Origin of the sequence: Bacillus sp. GMs2/2 (assembly GCF_050172095.1) — a bacterium.
Taxonomy (GTDB): Bacteria; Bacillota; Bacilli; order Bacillales; family Bacillaceae_G; genus Bacillus_A; species Bacillus_A cereus.
Window position 1 is genome coordinate 1 of the sequence record NZ_JBNLYE010000094.1, and the last position, 14,798, is coordinate 14,798.

Here is a 14,798-nt window from a genome sequence, read left to right on the forward strand (position 1 = left end):
ATTTTCCAATTTCTGATAAAGATTTAAAATAATTTATATAGTCAAATTTAGGAGGATATATGATGAAAGCTATCGTTGTAACGTCGTTCGGTGGTCCTGAAGTGATGAAATATACAGATTTGGATATACCGGCTATTTCAGAAGATCAAGTTTTAATTCGCGTTGTTGCTACTAGTGTAAATTTCGCTGATATTAAATCACGTTATGGTAAAAAAGGAAATAAAGCACTACCTTTTATTCCAGGTATAGATGCCACTGGTATTGTAGAACGTGTCGGTTCTCATGTGAAAAATATTCACCCTGGACAACGTGTCATTGCTTTTCCTCAAAATGGATCTTACGCAGAATACGTTGTTGCAAATGAAAATCTTACTTTCGTATTACCCCATGAAGTTGACTTTCAAACTGCAGCCGCTTGTCCAATCGTATCTTTTACAAGCTATAATTTACTCGCAAATGTTGCAAGGCTTCAACAAGGTGAATCTGTACTCATTCATGCGGCTGCTGGCGGAATTGGCACTACTGCTATTCAACTTGCTAAACTATTAGAGGCTGGAACAGTTATAGGCACTGTCGGAAGTGAAGCAAAAAAAGAAATTGCTTTAGATGCTGGAGCTGATTATGTTATTTGTCATCAAGATGAAGATTTTGTAGAGAAAGTCAATGAACTGACAAATGGTGAAGGGGTTGATGTAATTTTAGACTCTATTTCTGGAACGGTTTCTGAAAGAAGTTTAAACTGCCTTGCTTATTACGGTCGCCTCGTTCATTTCGGTAATGCTAGCGGTGAAATTGGTAACTTTCAAACGAAAGATTTACATGCAAGTTGCCGCTCTATACTCGGTTTTAGCTTTGGAACCACACGAAAAAAGCGTCCTAAACTGCTCCAAGAAACTGCAAATGAAGTTTTCCGTTATTTGCGTGACGGACGTTTACAAATTAAGGCTACGAAATCTTTTCCACTTCAAAATGCAGGGAAAGCACATGAATGGGTCGAAAGTAGAAAAAGTACAGGGAAAGTAATACTAACTGTTTAGTCCTCTTCCTGAAATGAATACTGGAAACAGAGGTGGCATTCATGGGATCACGAATTATGCATGTTATTATCGCTAGTGGTATTGCTGAGAAACTATCAATTCACGATAAGACTTCTTTCTTACTTGGAGCTGTAGCCCCTGATGCTGTTCATTCAAAAAAAGAAAAAGGAACCTCACATTTTTATGCCGGTACAACGAAGAACTATACGAGAAGAATAGATTATGATTCATTTTTTCATAAATATGAATCACATATAGATTCCCCATTTATTTTAGGCTATTATACCCACCTCATTGCCGATGATAATTGGCTAAGTGGATTTTTTCTACCTTGGCTAAAAAATAGAATAGAGAATGACGAAACTATCGCACCCCTGTACTATAACGATTTTAAATTGTTAAATGCAAAGTTGCTTCATCATTACGATCAAGAACAACAGCTTTTCTCTCTTCTCAATCAAGAGGCTCACATTGTGGATATTGAAGAGGTTTCTAAAGAAAACGTTTTAGCTTTTCGAAAGTATCTTTTTGAAGATATGTTGTATCCAAAGCAACATTTGCATGAAGACTTACAAGTATTTACGTTTGATCAAATCGTTGGCTATATTGAGACAGCTATTGAAAAAGGAGTATTTTTTATTAAACAACTCTCTAATGAAAAATCCACTTCAAAAATTTAATCCCCCTCAAATATATTTGAGGGGGATTTTCACATAGCAATATTATTATTGGTTCTTCTCCATAACCGCAAAATAATTCCCTTCGCTATCAGCAAAGTTAAACACTTTACCAGAAGGCATAGTTACCATTTCTCCAACAGTAACATTTTTATTTGTTAAATCTGTATATAGTTGATCAAGATTTTCTGAGAAGAACATTAAAGACGGTGTACCAAGATTCAATTCTGGGCTCATTTTCGAAATAACTTCTTTATTATGTAATATAATGCTCGTTTCCGCACCGCTTTTCGGAGCGATTTCAATCCATCTCATTCCTTGCTTATTATCTTCCTCTGCAACTACATGAAACCCTACCTTCTCCGTCCAAAAATTTACTGCCTCATCTTGATTATTTACATATAACATAATTTGTCCTACTTTATGGATCATTACATTTCCCCCTAATGGTTTTTATATTCTATGTAGCTTTCTACAAATACTATCGTTATTCCTTTTGAGTTGGTATGTACTTCTTTGCAAAATTTATCGACTGACTCATCCCATCCAGTTCATCAAAATAATCATTTCTTTCAATCATGTTATATCCGTCGAATCCAATTTTATCTAATACTTTGAAGAATATATCGAAATCTACTTCACCATTCCCTGCTGCGACTTCTATATACTTAGTTGAACGATCACTTTTCACTTCTTTACAATCTTTAATATGAGTTTGTACTATATAATCTTTTAATAGTAATAAACCTTCTCCCGGATTTTCATTTACATCACTTATTAAATTTGCTGGGTCAAAGTTAACAGCTAGTCCTTTCGAGTTTGCAGTTTCTAAAAATCGTTTTAATACTATTGCTTTTTCAGATCCCGTCTCAATGGCGAAGAATCCTCCAAATCTGAACGCTAAGTCCCCTATTTCATTACAAACACGTAGCATTTTATCATAGTACTCACTATTTTCATCATCAGGGATTTCCCCAATATGGGCTGTTACTATGTTAGCTCCTAACCTTAACCCTTTATCAGTAATATATTTAAAACTCTCTATTACACATTCAGCTTCAGTTCCTATTATTCCATTTTCTCCGAAGCTAATTGCTAATGACGGGACTTGAATCTCATTAAAAGATAAGTTTTCTTTTAATGTATTCCATTGTATCTTTGAGATGTTAGCTAAGTTGAAAGTCGGATTGATAGCATATAATTGAATATATTCTAACCCCCATTCTCTTGCCTTTTTTATTCCTTCGTTTACTTCAATATATTTCGTATTCAAAAACATTCCTAATTTCCTATCCATATATGTACCTTCTTTTTATTATTTCGCATCATTTTAATATACGACTTTTTTATATTATTTCCTCGTATAAACCAAATAAATAAACTATCCTTTTTTCGATACTCCCAGTAGAAGCATATATATGATAGGCACATTAAAAACACTAATACAATTCCCATTATCACTTGTTTACAAACAAAAAAGACGTAACTACAAATAGTTACGCCTTCTCCATCATTTATCTAGGCTTTTTCTTCCCAGTAAATGCTGGTTTCTTTTTCTTTGGTGCTTTCGGTTTCGTTTCTACAAATGATCCTTTGAACATTTCTTGCTTCGTAAATACGATGCCTAGTTTTTTCGCAAATTGCAGTAATTTGCGCTCTTCTTGTGGTGTTACAAGAGATACGACAGTTCCTTCTTTGCCCATACGTCCAGTACGTCCTGAGCGGTGAATATATTGGTCTACTGTGTCTGGTAATTCTAGGTGAATTACGTGTGTTAAATCGTCAATATCGATACCGCGCGCTGCAATATCAGTAGCAAGTAGAATTTCTAATTTCCCTCCGCGGAAAGCACGCATTGTCGCTTCACGCTCTTGTTTACTTGCTTCTGCATGAAGAGCCGCTGCTTTCATTTTACGGAATTTCAATTTCTCAGTAATTTCATCTAAACGGAATGGGTCGTTTAAGAAAGCAACTGCTTTTACATCGCCCATATGCATAATTCTTCTTACGTAATCATTTTTTTCGCGTCGCTCACAAATGATATACGTATGCTCAACTAAGCTTTTTGATTCTGCACGTGTTACACGTACTAATTGTGGTTCAACTGCTAAATCACGTGCCGCATCTTCTGCCGCTTTTGTCATTGTCGCCGAGAAGAATACTAATTGACGATCGCGCATCGTTGATTTAATTACATCTTGCACTGCGCCCATCATTTTTTGCTTTACAATTTGATCAAACTCATCAAATACAATTGTTTTTACTTCATGCATTTTTAGCTTTTTCATACGAATTAATTCTAAAATACGGCCTGGTGAACCGACAATTACTCTTGGGTGTTTCTTTAATTTTTCAACTTGGCGCTTAATATCTGCACCACCAATTAAAGATGCACCTGAAATTTCAGTTCCTGCTGTAAACTTTTGAACCTCTTCATGAATTTGCATTACAAGTTCACGTGTTGGCGCTAAAACAACAACTTGTGGCTGTTTTACTTCAGGATTAATTTTATGTAAAAGTGGTAATAAGTACGCTAATGTTTTTCCTGTTCCAGTTGGAGATTCAGCTATAACGTCTTGTCCTTCTAAAATAGTTGGAATCGCTTGTTTTTGAATTTCAGTTAACTCTTTAAAACCAGCCTTCTCCCAAGCTTGTTGTAAAAATGGTTGCATATCTTTTATCATTTGTTTTTCTCCTTTATCTCTATTTTTGAAGAAAATGCTGTATTGTTCGCACCGTTTCTATCATGTGTGAAATAACAGCTATTAAATCATCAACATGGTCTTCTGTAATCGCTTTTTGAAATAGAACCTCTACCTTATTATGATATGAAATCGCTTGCTTATTATATTCGTATGAAACTTTCTGCATAATCATTCTTTCTTTTCCCCATATAGAACGCATTAATGTTTCAATTTCTTCGCATTTTACTTCTGGTTGTTCTAACGAGAATGAAAATGCTAGCTTCATTTCACAACCTGGTGTAAACTGAGGCACTTCTAGTATTTCACCAGACAAGTTCTTTGCATCCACAGATAATGAAAATGTTGCTTCTACTAATGGTTCAAACGGTTCTGTTAATTGAAATGAGATATGATATATACGACTTAATGAAGCAAGATCCATCATATCTTTTCGATCTGTTACAAGAATATCTCCATGTAGATCAAAATCATACACAGCACCTTCTACGATTACTTTTAAATTGTCAAAAGCAGTTGGATCAAACATAATTTCCTCCAAAAAACAGGCGCCTTTCGATGGAAAGGCGCCACTTGATGTATATATAGTTTACAGATAAACGAGATGAATTACAACCTTTTAGAATAAACCTACTGCTTTTCCATCTTCATTTACATCCATTTGAAGTGCTGCTGGTTGTTTTGGAAGACCTGGCATTGTTAACATTGTACCTGTTAACGCAACGATAAAGCCTGCGCCGATAGATGGTTTTAACTCACGAATTGTAACGATAAAGTCAGATGGACGACCTAATTTTGTTGCATCGTCAGAAAGAGAGTATTGTGTTTTCGCCATACAAACTGGTAGGTTACTCCAACCTTCTCCTCCATATTGAGCTAATTGCTTACGTGCTTTCGGAGCAAATTCAATATCTTTTGCGCCATATACCTTTTGAGCAATTGTACGAATTTTTTCTTCTAAGGGTAATTCTAATTCATAAAGTGGTGCGTAGTTGTTTTCACCTTTTTCGATTTCTTTTAGTACTTTTTCAGCAAGGTCAACTCCGCCTTGGCCACCCTTCTCCCAAACTTCTGTTAAGGATACTGCATAGCCACGCTCATTACACCACTCTTGTAAGTATGTAACTTCTGCATCTGTATCTGTAATGAATTTATTAATTGCAATTACGAAAGGCACACCGAAGCTTTGAATTGTTTCAACATGCTTCTGTAAGTTTTCCATACCTTTTGCTAATGCATCTACATTTTCTTCTTTTAATTGATCTTTTGCTACGCCACCATGCATTTTAAGCGCACGAATAGTCGCAACAATAACAACTGCTTCTGGTTTAATGCCAGCTGCACGAGCTTTAATATCTAAAAACTTCTCTGCACCTAAATCAGCACCGAATCCAGCTTCTGTAATAACATAATCACCTAATTTTGCTGCCATTGTTGTAGCGATAACACTGTTACAACCGTGAGCGATATTCGCAAATGGTCCGCCGTGAATGATAGCTGGTGTATTTTCTAACGTTTGTACTAAGTTTGGTTTTAATGCATCTTTTAATAATAATGTTAACGCACCTTCTACACCTAAATCTTTAACCGTTACAGGTTGATTTGCAAAGTTATAAGCAACTACGATGCGTGATAGACGCGCTTTTAAATCTTGAATATCTGTTGCAAGGCAGAATACCGCCATAATTTCAGATGCTACTGTAATATCAAAACCGTCTTCACGTGGTACACCTTGAACTGGTCCACCAAGACCAATTACTACGTTACGAAGGGCACGATCATTTAAGTCAACACAGCGTTTCCAAACGATTTTACGTGTATCAATTCCAAGTGTGTTTCCTTGTTGGATATGATTATCAATAAACGCTGCTAATGCGTTATTAGCAGTTGTGATCGCATGGATATCTCCAGTAAAGTGAAGGTTAATGTCTTCCATAGGTACTACCTGTGAAAAACCACCACCTGCTGCTCCACCTTTTAGTCCCATTGTTGGTCCAAGAGATGGTTCGCGAAGTGCAATTACTGTTTTCTTACCAATTTTATTAAAAGCTTGACCTAAACCAACTGTTACTGTTGATTTACCTTCTCCAGCTGGAGTTGGGTTAATTGCTGTTACTAAAACAACTTTACCGTCTTCCTCATCTTGTAAGCGCTTAAAAATATCAAGAGATAACTTACCTTTATAATGCCCGTATGGCTCTAATTCATCTTCTAAAATATTTAAATCAGCTGCAATTTCTTGAATCTTCTTCATACTCGCTTCTTGTGCGATTTCAATATCGGATTTCACTGTTGTAGTAGTTGTCATATACCCTAGTCCCCCTTTAATTGGTTCTGATGATATTGTATCAGTTTTTTGTATTTTCTGCACTTATTTACCTCCTAAAAATTCTTTCATTTCTTTATACGTTTTTTAACATAAATACCCATAAGAATGTTAACGATTGTTGCAACTCTGTAGGTAGTTGACCTAACATCTTCTCATTTACTCCGCGCTTATATACGCCGATGCCATCTATAACTTTAAAACCTTGTTCTTTCGCTAACTGTTCAAATTCCCAAGGCATCATCGTATTACAAACAACGTCTTTTCCGTACAAGCGAGGATAACTATTCTCTCGTGGCTTTGCTGTCGGTCCTAAAATTGCAATACATGCATATCCATCTTTCTTTAACACACGCTTTATTTCATTTAACGCTCGTAATGGCTCTTCCGTCCATTCTAAAGAATTAATTGCCATAATTGATTCAAATTGCTCATTTTCAAATGGTAATGCAGAAAGATCTCCTTTTATAAAAGATAAATTCGGTCCTTCTCCGCGCTCCTTACCTTTTTGAATCATCACTTCCGATAAATCTACTCCCACTGCTTTATAGCCTGCGCGACTTAATTTATATGTACCGTAGCCATCACCACAACCAACATCGAGCACTTGTGCTTCTTTCTTCACGTATTGTTCAAAAAACGGAATAATTGTACTTCTGCTACCACTGTCCCACATCTCTTGACTATTTTGATTCCAAAACTCTGCACTACTATCCCATTTCTTTTCTGCTGATTCATGCCAATTAAATTTCGTCATACATTCCCCTACCTTCACGCTTTATCATTCATTTCATTCTACATCATTTTCCAAAATTCCTGTTTATCTTCATTAGGAGATGTACAAGCTAATAATGGAATCTTTATTCTCCAATTTTTGCTTTACTTGGGTTTAACTCATACTCATGTTCTTCTCTTTATGTAAGATACTATAGGTACACCCAATTGAAAGAGAGGGATGTACATGCGAAGAAAGAGAAATCATCATTTTAAAAGTGGCGAAAAAAACGAAGAGTATGCAGCTGAAATATCACCAGCTGGCATTCCGATTAGACATAAGCGTAAAGAAATTGCAAATGAAATAGAAGGTACAAATACCGGTGCAATGGTAGGCTATGTCGCTTTATTTCTTTCGCTTTTCTCAATTGCATTTTATCCGGTTACACTCGGCTCTCTTGCGATTTTAGTCGGCTTATTAGCTGTCAATTTCGGAGCAAGAACACTTGGATATACAGCAATTGGTTTTGGTAGTTTTTCTGTTTTATTTACTTTACTTTATCCGCTTGCTTTGTCAGCGTTTTAAAAAAACACACCAAGTTATACTTGGTGTGTTCATTCATGATACAACATAATATGACCGCATCCACAACAATGTTTCGCTGTAATTTCTTGAAACACTGGATAATTTTCTTCATCTCGATGCTCAATAAATACTTTTTCAAATCGATACATGTTTGGTGCATATGCCCAATCTTGTTTCGTACGTGCATATAACGTTGAGGAAAAAAACTCCTCACCACCGCAAACGATACATGTGTTCTTCATCGCTATCCCTCCTATGCTTGTCTTACTTCATCTATATGAACATAAGCATAAAAAAAAGACCTTCTATTACTAGAAAGTCTTCTCTGAAACAAAAAGAAATGTACCAAACATTCCTACTCCGCTATATTCTTTTGAAACACCAGCTTCTGTTTTAAATGTTTGCTTTACAGTCATAAAGAATACACCATTTCGTGCATCTGTACTTTCAAATTGTAGTTTTTCTTTTTTACCATCTACATTTTGCGTGCATTCAAAACTACTCTCATTACAATTCAACGCATACTTATCCTCTACATACACTTTAAAATCTGATTCTTTCGGACAAGTTATAAGTAATATTGCCACGAGAATAATACTTATAATACCCACAATTGTATAATATTTCTTCATTTGTACTCCTTTCAAATGACAAGAAAACTTGACTTCATACGCCAAGTTTTCTTAGTCAACAACCCATTGCCACTCTTGTTCTTTCTTATCAAAAATGAGCCAACCTGTTTCTGTTGCTTCCTCTTTCAATTCATCGATATTATCTAACACCTCATCCGTACTTTCATACGAACCAACTACATATACCGGAATTTCAAGACCTCTTCTTGACTCAATCTTCCCTGCTAGATCTATGTAAAGACCATCTTCCATTAGTGGAATCAGTCCCATGATCAATTCTTTTGAAATTGCTGGGAAAATTTTCGATTTTTGGAAGAAAGAAAAACGTTTCTTACCGAAAGCACCGAGTTTATACGGAATAACTTTACTTAACATTCCTACAAAATCAGCAATTCTACGATAATACACTTTGTTGTACCATCCGTCATCATGTGAAAAATAAACAAATCGATTTTTCAACAGCGGAAAGAATGTTCTTGCAAGTGGTTCTTTTTTGTGAGCCAAATATAATAATTCTGCAATTTCTTTCGGCTCTAATTCATCTAAATCGCTTGCATCATCAAAATCTACCCAACAAAATTCATCAAATTCATCAATCTCTGCTTGAATTAACTTATGTATATTTTCTTCCTCAACATATTCAAATAAAGTATGATAATGAAAATCCGTCCATTCAAAGTTGTGCTTCAAAAGCAACACTTGATGAAGCGGTGAAGGGATGTTACTCGCAAACTCTTTAAACGTAATTCCTGATGTAATAAAACAATGACCTCGACGATTACCATTAATATATATCATATTCTTTACTTGGTCAGATCCTCCAGACAAAGCACCTAGCCACCTTCGTTTTATATGTTTCAATTCTATAGCATATTTTAACATGAAAAATTTTAGAAACATAGAAAAAACTTCAAAAACTATTTACAATTTCATGTGTTTTATTACATAGTGATTACAAGAAAAAACGCCTGCTCATAAGCAGGCGTTTTTAAAGGATTTCATCTGGGTTTTGAGGATGATGATTTCCCTCTTTCTTTTCTTCTTTTTGGAACATCGATTGAATTTTATCAATTGTTTGTGGAGCTAATTCAATCATTTTTTCTGCTAAATGTGTCGCATTTTGTAGATGAAGAATATTTACTCCATCTTTATTCACCACAAGAAATGCTACTGGTGTAATCGAAACACCACCCGCGCTACCGCCACCAAATGCAGCGTTACCGTTCGCTCTTTGTCCATCATTCGTTTGGAAATCAGAACCTCCTGCTCCAAAACCGAACGCTACTTTAGAAACCGTTAACACCACACCACCGTCAGCCGTTTGAACAGGCTCTCCAACAATCGTATTTACATCAACCATTTCTTTTAAATTTTCCATTGCTGCTTTCATTAACCCTTGAATTGGATGATCCACCGTTCATAACCTCCTTTGTCATATCTTTCCTAGTTTTTCCGAAAGTTTGTGAACTAAACATAAAATTTAATATTGATTTCAAAAAACTTAAGTTGTAATATTTAGAAAAATAAAAAAGAGGTCGATTCGTTATGATGCGAAAATTAACAAAGAAAGATCATGAACAAGTATTCGCTTACCTAAAAGAAGAAGCAGCCCTTAACTTGTTTATTATTGGAGATATTGAAGCTTTCGGTTATGACACAGATTTTCAAGAACTATGGGGAGTATTTAAAGAGAATGGAACATTAAAATCAATTTTACTCCGATTCCACGATTCATTTATACCATATAGTAAAGAAGACTTTGTTACCACTGATTATGAGGCACTTCTTTCCGCATATAAGCCACTTAAACTCTCTGGTAAGTCAACCATTGTAGAAAAGTTTGAAACTGCTCCAAGTCTACAATTAGGCGTCAAAAATGAAATGTATTTTTGTGAATGTCTAAATGACAACAACTTACCTAGCACACCAATTCATGAAACAATTAAACTTGCCTCACTAGATGATGTAGAGCGAATTATGCAATTGCGAGGTAACATTGCTGAATTTCCGACTACCAATGAATCAGAGAAAATATTAAGGCAGGTTATCGAAACGAATACAGGACGCACATACTAGATTGAAAAAGACGGCGTGATCATCGCATCCGCCTCTACTTCCGCTGAAAATTCATTATCCGCTATGGTAGTTGGCGTATGTACACATTCGAATTATCGCGGAAGCGGATACGCTTCGCTCATATTACAAAAAATGATTCAAGACTTTACGAAAGAAGGCCGAACGCTTTGTTTGTTTTATAACAATCCAGCTGCTGGACGAATTTATAAACGACTAGGATTTAAAGACATTGGAATGTGGACGATGTATCGATAATAAGAAGTACTCTATAAGAGGAAATAGTTGTAACTTAGCAATAAAAGCCGATTACACAAAAACTTCACACCGTTATTATGAAGAAACTACTTGAGGAGCGAGGACTCTAACTAAAAAATGGTATGCATTCAAACTAAATTTAGACAGATAAAGTGAAACTTTAATCAGTGGGGGGTTTTCTCCATCCCCCACTGATTATTAGTTGAACCAATCGGACTTTTATGGGCAGTTGATCCCCCACCTAACTTCTTTGCTTTCGCTGCATTTTGAGGTGGGGGTCTTACTGCCCATTAAAGCGGGATAAACGCCCCAGTTGCATCTACTCCAGCAACTGGGGCTACATATTTATACTCAATTTCTTTCCACTACAAATAGAAATATTTATGAAACATTTATCACACTTATGTCGCTATTATCTTTCCGTACAAATGCCCTTCTAAGTATTACTGCGTCTCATTATACTTTGCTTTAAAATCAATATATTCCTGTTTCGCATCTTGGTTATTACCTTGGTGACTATCAAAAGATGTGTGTATTTGTGATATATATTCTACTAACTTACCTTCATCATTTCGCTTTTTATAATTTATTACAATACTTACCTCCAATATCTGCTCTGAACCATTTTTTGAATCAATATGCAATGCGATTGATCCACCATCATATTCATCATATTGTATTTTCAACTTATCATTAATGATACTCTGAAACTCTAATTCAGTTAGTTTGTATCCAACAGTACTAGGCTGATCAAACTTTTTTATATCATCTCCGGGCTTCATCTTTAGTTTCCCTATTCCTTTTAAACGATCAACAATTAAGTTTACGTATGAAACATCCAAATTTGAATCCGGACTTTTCACCTGTCCATTTTTATACATAATATTGGTACGATAAACACCTTCTTTTTTATTATCTTTGCTGTCTACTGCTGAAGTAACCGCTTGTGTTGTACTTCCATATAAACTTTTATCTTTCGTATTATATATCCCTTCCGAAGTTTGATAGATTGTTTTTCTATGCTCTCCATCTTCCTTTTGCTCATATGTACTATATATACCTCTTTGTTTCACATACGCATATCCATCATCACTCGCAGACATAACCTTTTTCATGTCACCTTCATCCAAAGCTTTGACAAATGGCTCATACTCTATCTTCGTCTCCCCAAAACCACATCCACTTAATAAACTTGATACTATTAACAGAACTATCATCATCCTAGCTTTCTTCTTTAACTTCATACTGACACCCCGCTGATTTCTCTAGGCATTTTTAGGTTCATTACATTCCCATTTTGATAGTAATATAGTTCACCTTTACTTACCGGTATTTATTAACTCATACAGATTATATTGAAGATACTTTAATTTTTAATAGCATCGATTTTTATACAAGCCTTAATTGTTTATATATTCTATTCGAATTTTCAGAAACCAAAACTTATTTTATTTCTTTGGCTTGCTTTTTTTCCTGCTCTTCATAAAGCTTTAGTCTTTTCTGACGTTCCTTTTCGTGCTCCTCCCACGAAATATAAAATGACGGAAACTTAAATCTACAATAGACTAATAATTGGAACTCTGCTGCACCTATGGCTACCGCGTACATTACAAGAGTTCCTGCTATATACCCTACTAATATCTCTGTTTCATAATCATTATGAAAATAAACTAAAATAAGAAGGATTAGTGCATATACCGTAACGCCAATCAGTAAGTTGTTTTTTGTTTTACTAAAAAATGAAGCTGCCCTTTCATCCATACTAAATGCTCCACTCTCTGCTTGTTTAAAGGTATCAATTGTGGTCACCAGATGAACAAAAACTGCTCCTAGAAACAATAAACCCACATACAATAATGTAATTTGATTAATCGAATAATTTGAAATTGCTGGAAGTATAAACAATGTGAATCCTATAGTTCCCAGCTGAAATGTACATAATAATATCACAAGCGCTTGCAACTTTTGACATTTAAAACGAACTTTTGGAAATAGATATAGAATTAAAAAGATTACTTGCAAGGTATATAAAACCAATTCAATACAAACAATTATTTTGTCAAAGAGATTTGGATAATAACCCCAGCCAAATTTAACTAATGCTCCAAAAATAAAAAGCATGAATAATGAACTATAAACAGTTGCGCCAAGTATAAACACCATGGAGCGTTCTGGACTTAAACGATTTCTACATGTTATTTTAAATTCATCTAAATCTTCTTCTTTTATGTTCCACATTTGTTAACTCCACCTTTCCCCGAACTATAGTATATTACCAAAATAAAGATTCAATTTTCTTAGTCACTGATTTTATACCTTTTTATTTTCATTGCCACTCTTAACTATCTCTTTTGTTGTACTGCGCCTTGTATTTTAAATATTCCTGTCTCGCATCTTGGTTATTATCCTGTTTTCTATTAAAATACGTTATTATTTGGAACATATTTTCTATTAATTTTCCATCCTCATTCTTTTCTTTAAAATCTATATCTATCCTCATTTGCAAAATTTGTTTTGGATTATTTGGGGCATCCAGGTGCAATACGATTGTTGCTCCATCAAATTCATCGTATTGTATCTTTAATTTATTATTAATAATATCTTTAAATTCAGATTCAGTTAGTCGATATCCGACTGAATTAGGCTGATCAAACTTTTTTATATCATTCTCGGGCTTCATCTTTAGTTTCCCTATCCCATTTAAACGATCTACAATTAAGTTTACGTATGAAACATCTAGATTTGAATCCGAACTTTTCACCTGTCCATTTTCATACTTAACATGAGTACTATAAATAGTTTCTTTTTTATAATTTTCATTTGTCCTTTTCCCCTTGTCTTTTTCTATATCAGTCGCAACTGTTTGTATCGCCTCTCCATATAAACTTTTATCTTTTGTATTATATACACCTTCCGTAGTTTGACGAATTGTCTTACTGTGCTCTCCATCTTCTTTTTGCTCAAACGTACTATAAATACCTCTTTGAGTCACATAAGCATATCCATCATCACTCGCAGACATTACCGTACTCATGTCCTCTTCATCCAATGCCTTTACTAATCTCTCATACTCTATATTCGTCTCTCCAAAACCACATCCACTTAATAAACTTGCTATTATTGACAGAACTATCATCATCTTGGCTTTCTTCTTTAACTTCATACTGACACCCCGTTGATTTCTCTAGGCATTTTTAAGTTCATTATGTTCCTTTTTGGAAAGTAATACATCTCACCTTTACTTACTGATATTTACTTACTCGTACAGATTATATTGAAGATGCTTTAATTTTTAATAGCATTGATTTATATACAATCCTTAATTGCTTATATATTCTATTCGAATTTTCAGAAATCAAAACTTATTTTATTTCTTTGGCTTGCTTTTTTTCCTGCTCTTCATAAAGCTTTAGTCTTTCCTGACGTTCCCTTTCATGCTCCTCCCACGAAATATAAAATGATGGAAATTTAAATCTACAATAGGCTAATAATTGGAACTCTGCTGCACCTATGGCTACTGCGTACATTACAAGAGTTCCTGCCATATACCCCACTAAAACCCCTGTTTCATAATTATTATGAAAATAAATTAAAATAAGAAGGACTAGTACATATATCGTAACACCAATCATTACGTTGTTTTTTGTTTTACTAAAAAATGAAGCTGTCCTTTCATCCATACTAAATACTCCACTCTCTGCTTGTTTAAAGGTATCAATTGTTGTCACTAGATGAACAAAAACTGCTCCTAGAAACAATAAATCCACATACAATAATGTAATTTGATCAATCG

At 34.7% G+C, this 14,798-nt stretch carries 16 protein-coding genes and 2 pseudogenes; 4 read left to right on the top strand and 14 right to left on the bottom strand.

The features are described from left to right. Nucleotides 1-62 precede the first annotated feature (62 nt). Both ACQGS6_RS13775 and ACQGS6_RS13780 read left to right on the top strand, forming a co-directional pair. Nucleotides 63-1,037, top strand: coding sequence for a quinone oxidoreductase family protein (locus tag ACQGS6_RS13775; RefSeq protein WP_000644632.1), 975 nt, complete (start codon nt 63-65; stop codon nt 1,035-1,037). 41 nt (nt 1,038-1,078) lie between these two features. Continuing rightward, nucleotides 1,079-1,717: a zinc dependent phospholipase C family protein gene (locus tag ACQGS6_RS13780; RefSeq protein ID WP_000535630.1), complete on the top strand. Its 639-nt coding sequence runs from the start codon at nt 1,079-1,081 to the stop codon at nt 1,715-1,717. A gap of 45 nt (nt 1,718-1,762) precedes the next feature. On the opposite strand, the gene ACQGS6_RS13785 is transcribed toward ACQGS6_RS13780, so the two are convergent. From ACQGS6_RS13785 to ACQGS6_RS13810, 6 genes are all read right to left on the bottom strand, one after another. After that, the gene (locus tag ACQGS6_RS13785) at nt 1,763-2,146 is read right to left on the bottom strand and encodes a VOC family protein (protein ID WP_000581467.1); all 384 of its coding nucleotides are present in this window, start codon (nt 2,144-2,146) and stop codon (nt 1,763-1,765) included. Between the two features lie 55 nt (nt 2,147-2,201). Then, nucleotides 2,202-3,011, bottom strand: coding sequence for a sugar phosphate isomerase/epimerase family protein (locus ACQGS6_RS13790; protein ID WP_322370960.1), 810 nt, complete (start codon nt 3,009-3,011; stop codon nt 2,202-2,204). Nucleotides 3,012-3,228: 217 nt separating this feature from the next. After that, on the bottom strand, nt 3,229-4,398 hold the full coding sequence (locus ACQGS6_RS13795; RefSeq protein WP_000588613.1) for a DEAD/DEAH box helicase: 1,170 nt from the start codon (nt 4,396-4,398) through the stop codon (nt 3,229-3,231). A gap of 19 nt (nt 4,399-4,417) precedes the next feature. Continuing rightward, on the bottom strand, nt 4,418-4,945 hold the full coding sequence (locus ACQGS6_RS13800; RefSeq protein ID WP_128266938.1) for a hypothetical protein: 528 nt from the start codon (nt 4,943-4,945) through the stop codon (nt 4,418-4,420). A gap of 90 nt (nt 4,946-5,035) precedes the next feature. Next, nucleotides 5,036-6,724, bottom strand: coding sequence for a formate--tetrahydrofolate ligase (locus ACQGS6_RS13805; RefSeq protein ID WP_426965230.1), 1,689 nt, complete (start codon nt 6,722-6,724; stop codon nt 5,036-5,038). A 94-nt stretch (nt 6,725-6,818) separates the two neighbouring features. After that, nucleotides 6,819-7,499, bottom strand: a complete 681-nt coding sequence (locus tag ACQGS6_RS13810) for a class I SAM-dependent methyltransferase (protein ID WP_000160043.1) — start codon at nt 7,497-7,499, stop codon at nt 6,819-6,821. Between the two features lie 204 nt (nt 7,500-7,703). Here ACQGS6_RS13810 and ACQGS6_RS13815 point away from each other — a divergent pair, with 204 nt between their 5' ends. Next, nucleotides 7,704-8,042, top strand: a complete 339-nt coding sequence (locus tag ACQGS6_RS13815) for a hypothetical protein (RefSeq protein ID WP_001253201.1) — start codon at nt 7,704-7,706, stop codon at nt 8,040-8,042. Nucleotides 8,043-8,071: 29 nt separating this feature from the next. On the opposite strand, the gene ACQGS6_RS13820 is transcribed toward ACQGS6_RS13815, so the two are convergent. The 4 genes from ACQGS6_RS13820 to ytfJ all read right to left on the bottom strand — a co-directional run bounded on the left by ACQGS6_RS13820 (nt 8,072) and on the right by ytfJ (nt 10,088). Beyond that, a complete protein-coding gene (locus ACQGS6_RS13820; protein ID WP_000798747.1) occupies nt 8,072-8,284 on the bottom strand; it encodes a hypothetical protein in 213 nt (70 codons plus the stop codon). Nucleotides 8,285-8,353: 69 nt separating this feature from the next. After that, nucleotides 8,354-8,674, bottom strand: coding sequence for a hypothetical protein (locus ACQGS6_RS13825; protein ID WP_000761171.1), 321 nt, complete (start codon nt 8,672-8,674; stop codon nt 8,354-8,356). A 51-nt stretch (nt 8,675-8,725) separates the two neighbouring features. Then, the gene (locus tag ACQGS6_RS13830; RefSeq protein WP_000014087.1) at nt 8,726-9,502 is read right to left on the bottom strand and encodes an oxalate:formate antiporter; all 777 of its coding nucleotides are present in this window, start codon (nt 9,500-9,502) and stop codon (nt 8,726-8,728) included. Between the two features lie 160 nt (nt 9,503-9,662). Then, nucleotides 9,663-10,088, bottom strand: a complete 426-nt coding sequence (gene ytfJ, locus ACQGS6_RS13835; protein ID WP_000349986.1) for a GerW family sporulation protein — start codon at nt 10,086-10,088, stop codon at nt 9,663-9,665. A 131-nt stretch (nt 10,089-10,219) separates the two neighbouring features. Between ytfJ and ACQGS6_RS13840 the strand changes: the two are divergent. Beyond that, nucleotides 10,220-11,005: pseudogene (locus ACQGS6_RS13840) on the top strand (GNAT family N-acetyltransferase). A 443-nt stretch (nt 11,006-11,448) separates the two neighbouring features. Here the strand turns inward: ACQGS6_RS13840 and ACQGS6_RS13845 are convergent. From ACQGS6_RS13845 to ACQGS6_RS13860, 4 genes and pseudogenes are all read right to left on the bottom strand, one after another. Continuing rightward, nucleotides 11,449-12,249: a DUF3952 domain-containing protein gene (locus tag ACQGS6_RS13845; RefSeq protein ID WP_426965229.1), complete on the bottom strand. Its 801-nt coding sequence runs from the start codon at nt 12,247-12,249 to the stop codon at nt 11,449-11,451. A 199-nt stretch (nt 12,250-12,448) separates the two neighbouring features. Continuing rightward, nucleotides 12,449-13,243, bottom strand: a complete 795-nt coding sequence (locus tag ACQGS6_RS13850; RefSeq protein WP_030025443.1) for a hypothetical protein — start codon at nt 13,241-13,243, stop codon at nt 12,449-12,451. 100 nt (nt 13,244-13,343) lie between these two features. Then, complete coding sequence (locus tag ACQGS6_RS13855; protein WP_174402543.1) at nt 13,344-14,168, bottom strand: DUF3952 domain-containing protein; 825 nt, start codon at nt 14,166-14,168, stop codon at nt 13,344-13,346. Nucleotides 14,169-14,367: 199 nt separating this feature from the next. Continuing rightward, nucleotides 14,368-14,798: pseudogene (locus tag ACQGS6_RS13860) on the bottom strand (hypothetical protein); the annotation flags it as partial.

What these genes read in the sequence shown, in the direction of transcription:
- ACQGS6_RS13775 (WP_000644632.1), top strand. Translation starts at nt 63, where the DNA reads ATGAAAGCTATCGTTGTAACGTCGTTCGGTGGTCCTGAAGTGATGAAA.
- ACQGS6_RS13780 (WP_000535630.1), top strand. Translation starts at nt 1,079, where the DNA reads ATGGGATCACGAATTATGCATGTTATTATCGCTAGTGGTATTGCTGAG.
- ACQGS6_RS13785 (WP_000581467.1), bottom strand. Translation starts at nt 2,146, where the DNA reads ATGATCCATAAAGTAGGACAAATTATGTTATATGTAAATAATCAAGAT.
- ACQGS6_RS13790 (WP_322370960.1), bottom strand. Translation starts at nt 3,011, where the DNA reads ATGGATAGGAAATTAGGAATGTTTTTGAATACGAAATATATTGAAGTA.
- ACQGS6_RS13795 (WP_000588613.1), bottom strand. Translation starts at nt 4,398, where the DNA reads ATGATAAAAGATATGCAACCATTTTTACAACAAGCTTGGGAGAAGGCT.
- ACQGS6_RS13800 (WP_128266938.1), bottom strand. Translation starts at nt 4,945, where the DNA reads ATGTTTGATCCAACTGCTTTTGACAATTTAAAAGTAATCGTAGAAGGT.
- ACQGS6_RS13805 (WP_426965230.1), bottom strand. Translation starts at nt 6,724, where the DNA reads ATGACAACTACTACAACAGTGAAATCCGATATTGAAATCGCACAAGAA.
- ACQGS6_RS13810 (WP_000160043.1), bottom strand. Translation starts at nt 7,499, where the DNA reads ATGACGAAATTTAATTGGCATGAATCAGCAGAAAAGAAATGGGATAGT.
- ACQGS6_RS13815 (WP_001253201.1), top strand. Translation starts at nt 7,704, where the DNA reads ATGCGAAGAAAGAGAAATCATCATTTTAAAAGTGGCGAAAAAAACGAA.
- ACQGS6_RS13820 (WP_000798747.1), bottom strand. Translation starts at nt 8,284, where the DNA reads ATGAAGAACACATGTATCGTTTGCGGTGGTGAGGAGTTTTTTTCCTCA.
- ACQGS6_RS13825 (WP_000761171.1), bottom strand. Translation starts at nt 8,674, where the DNA reads ATGAAGAAATATTATACAATTGTGGGTATTATAAGTATTATTCTCGTG.
- ACQGS6_RS13845 (WP_426965229.1), bottom strand. Translation starts at nt 12,249, where the DNA reads ATGAAGTTAAAGAAGAAAGCTAGGATGATGATAGTTCTGTTAATAGTA.
- ACQGS6_RS13850 (WP_030025443.1), bottom strand. Translation starts at nt 13,243, where the DNA reads ATGTGGAACATAAAAGAAGAAGATTTAGATGAATTTAAAATAACATGT.
- ACQGS6_RS13855 (WP_174402543.1), bottom strand. Translation starts at nt 14,168, where the DNA reads ATGAAGTTAAAGAAGAAAGCCAAGATGATGATAGTTCTGTCAATAATA.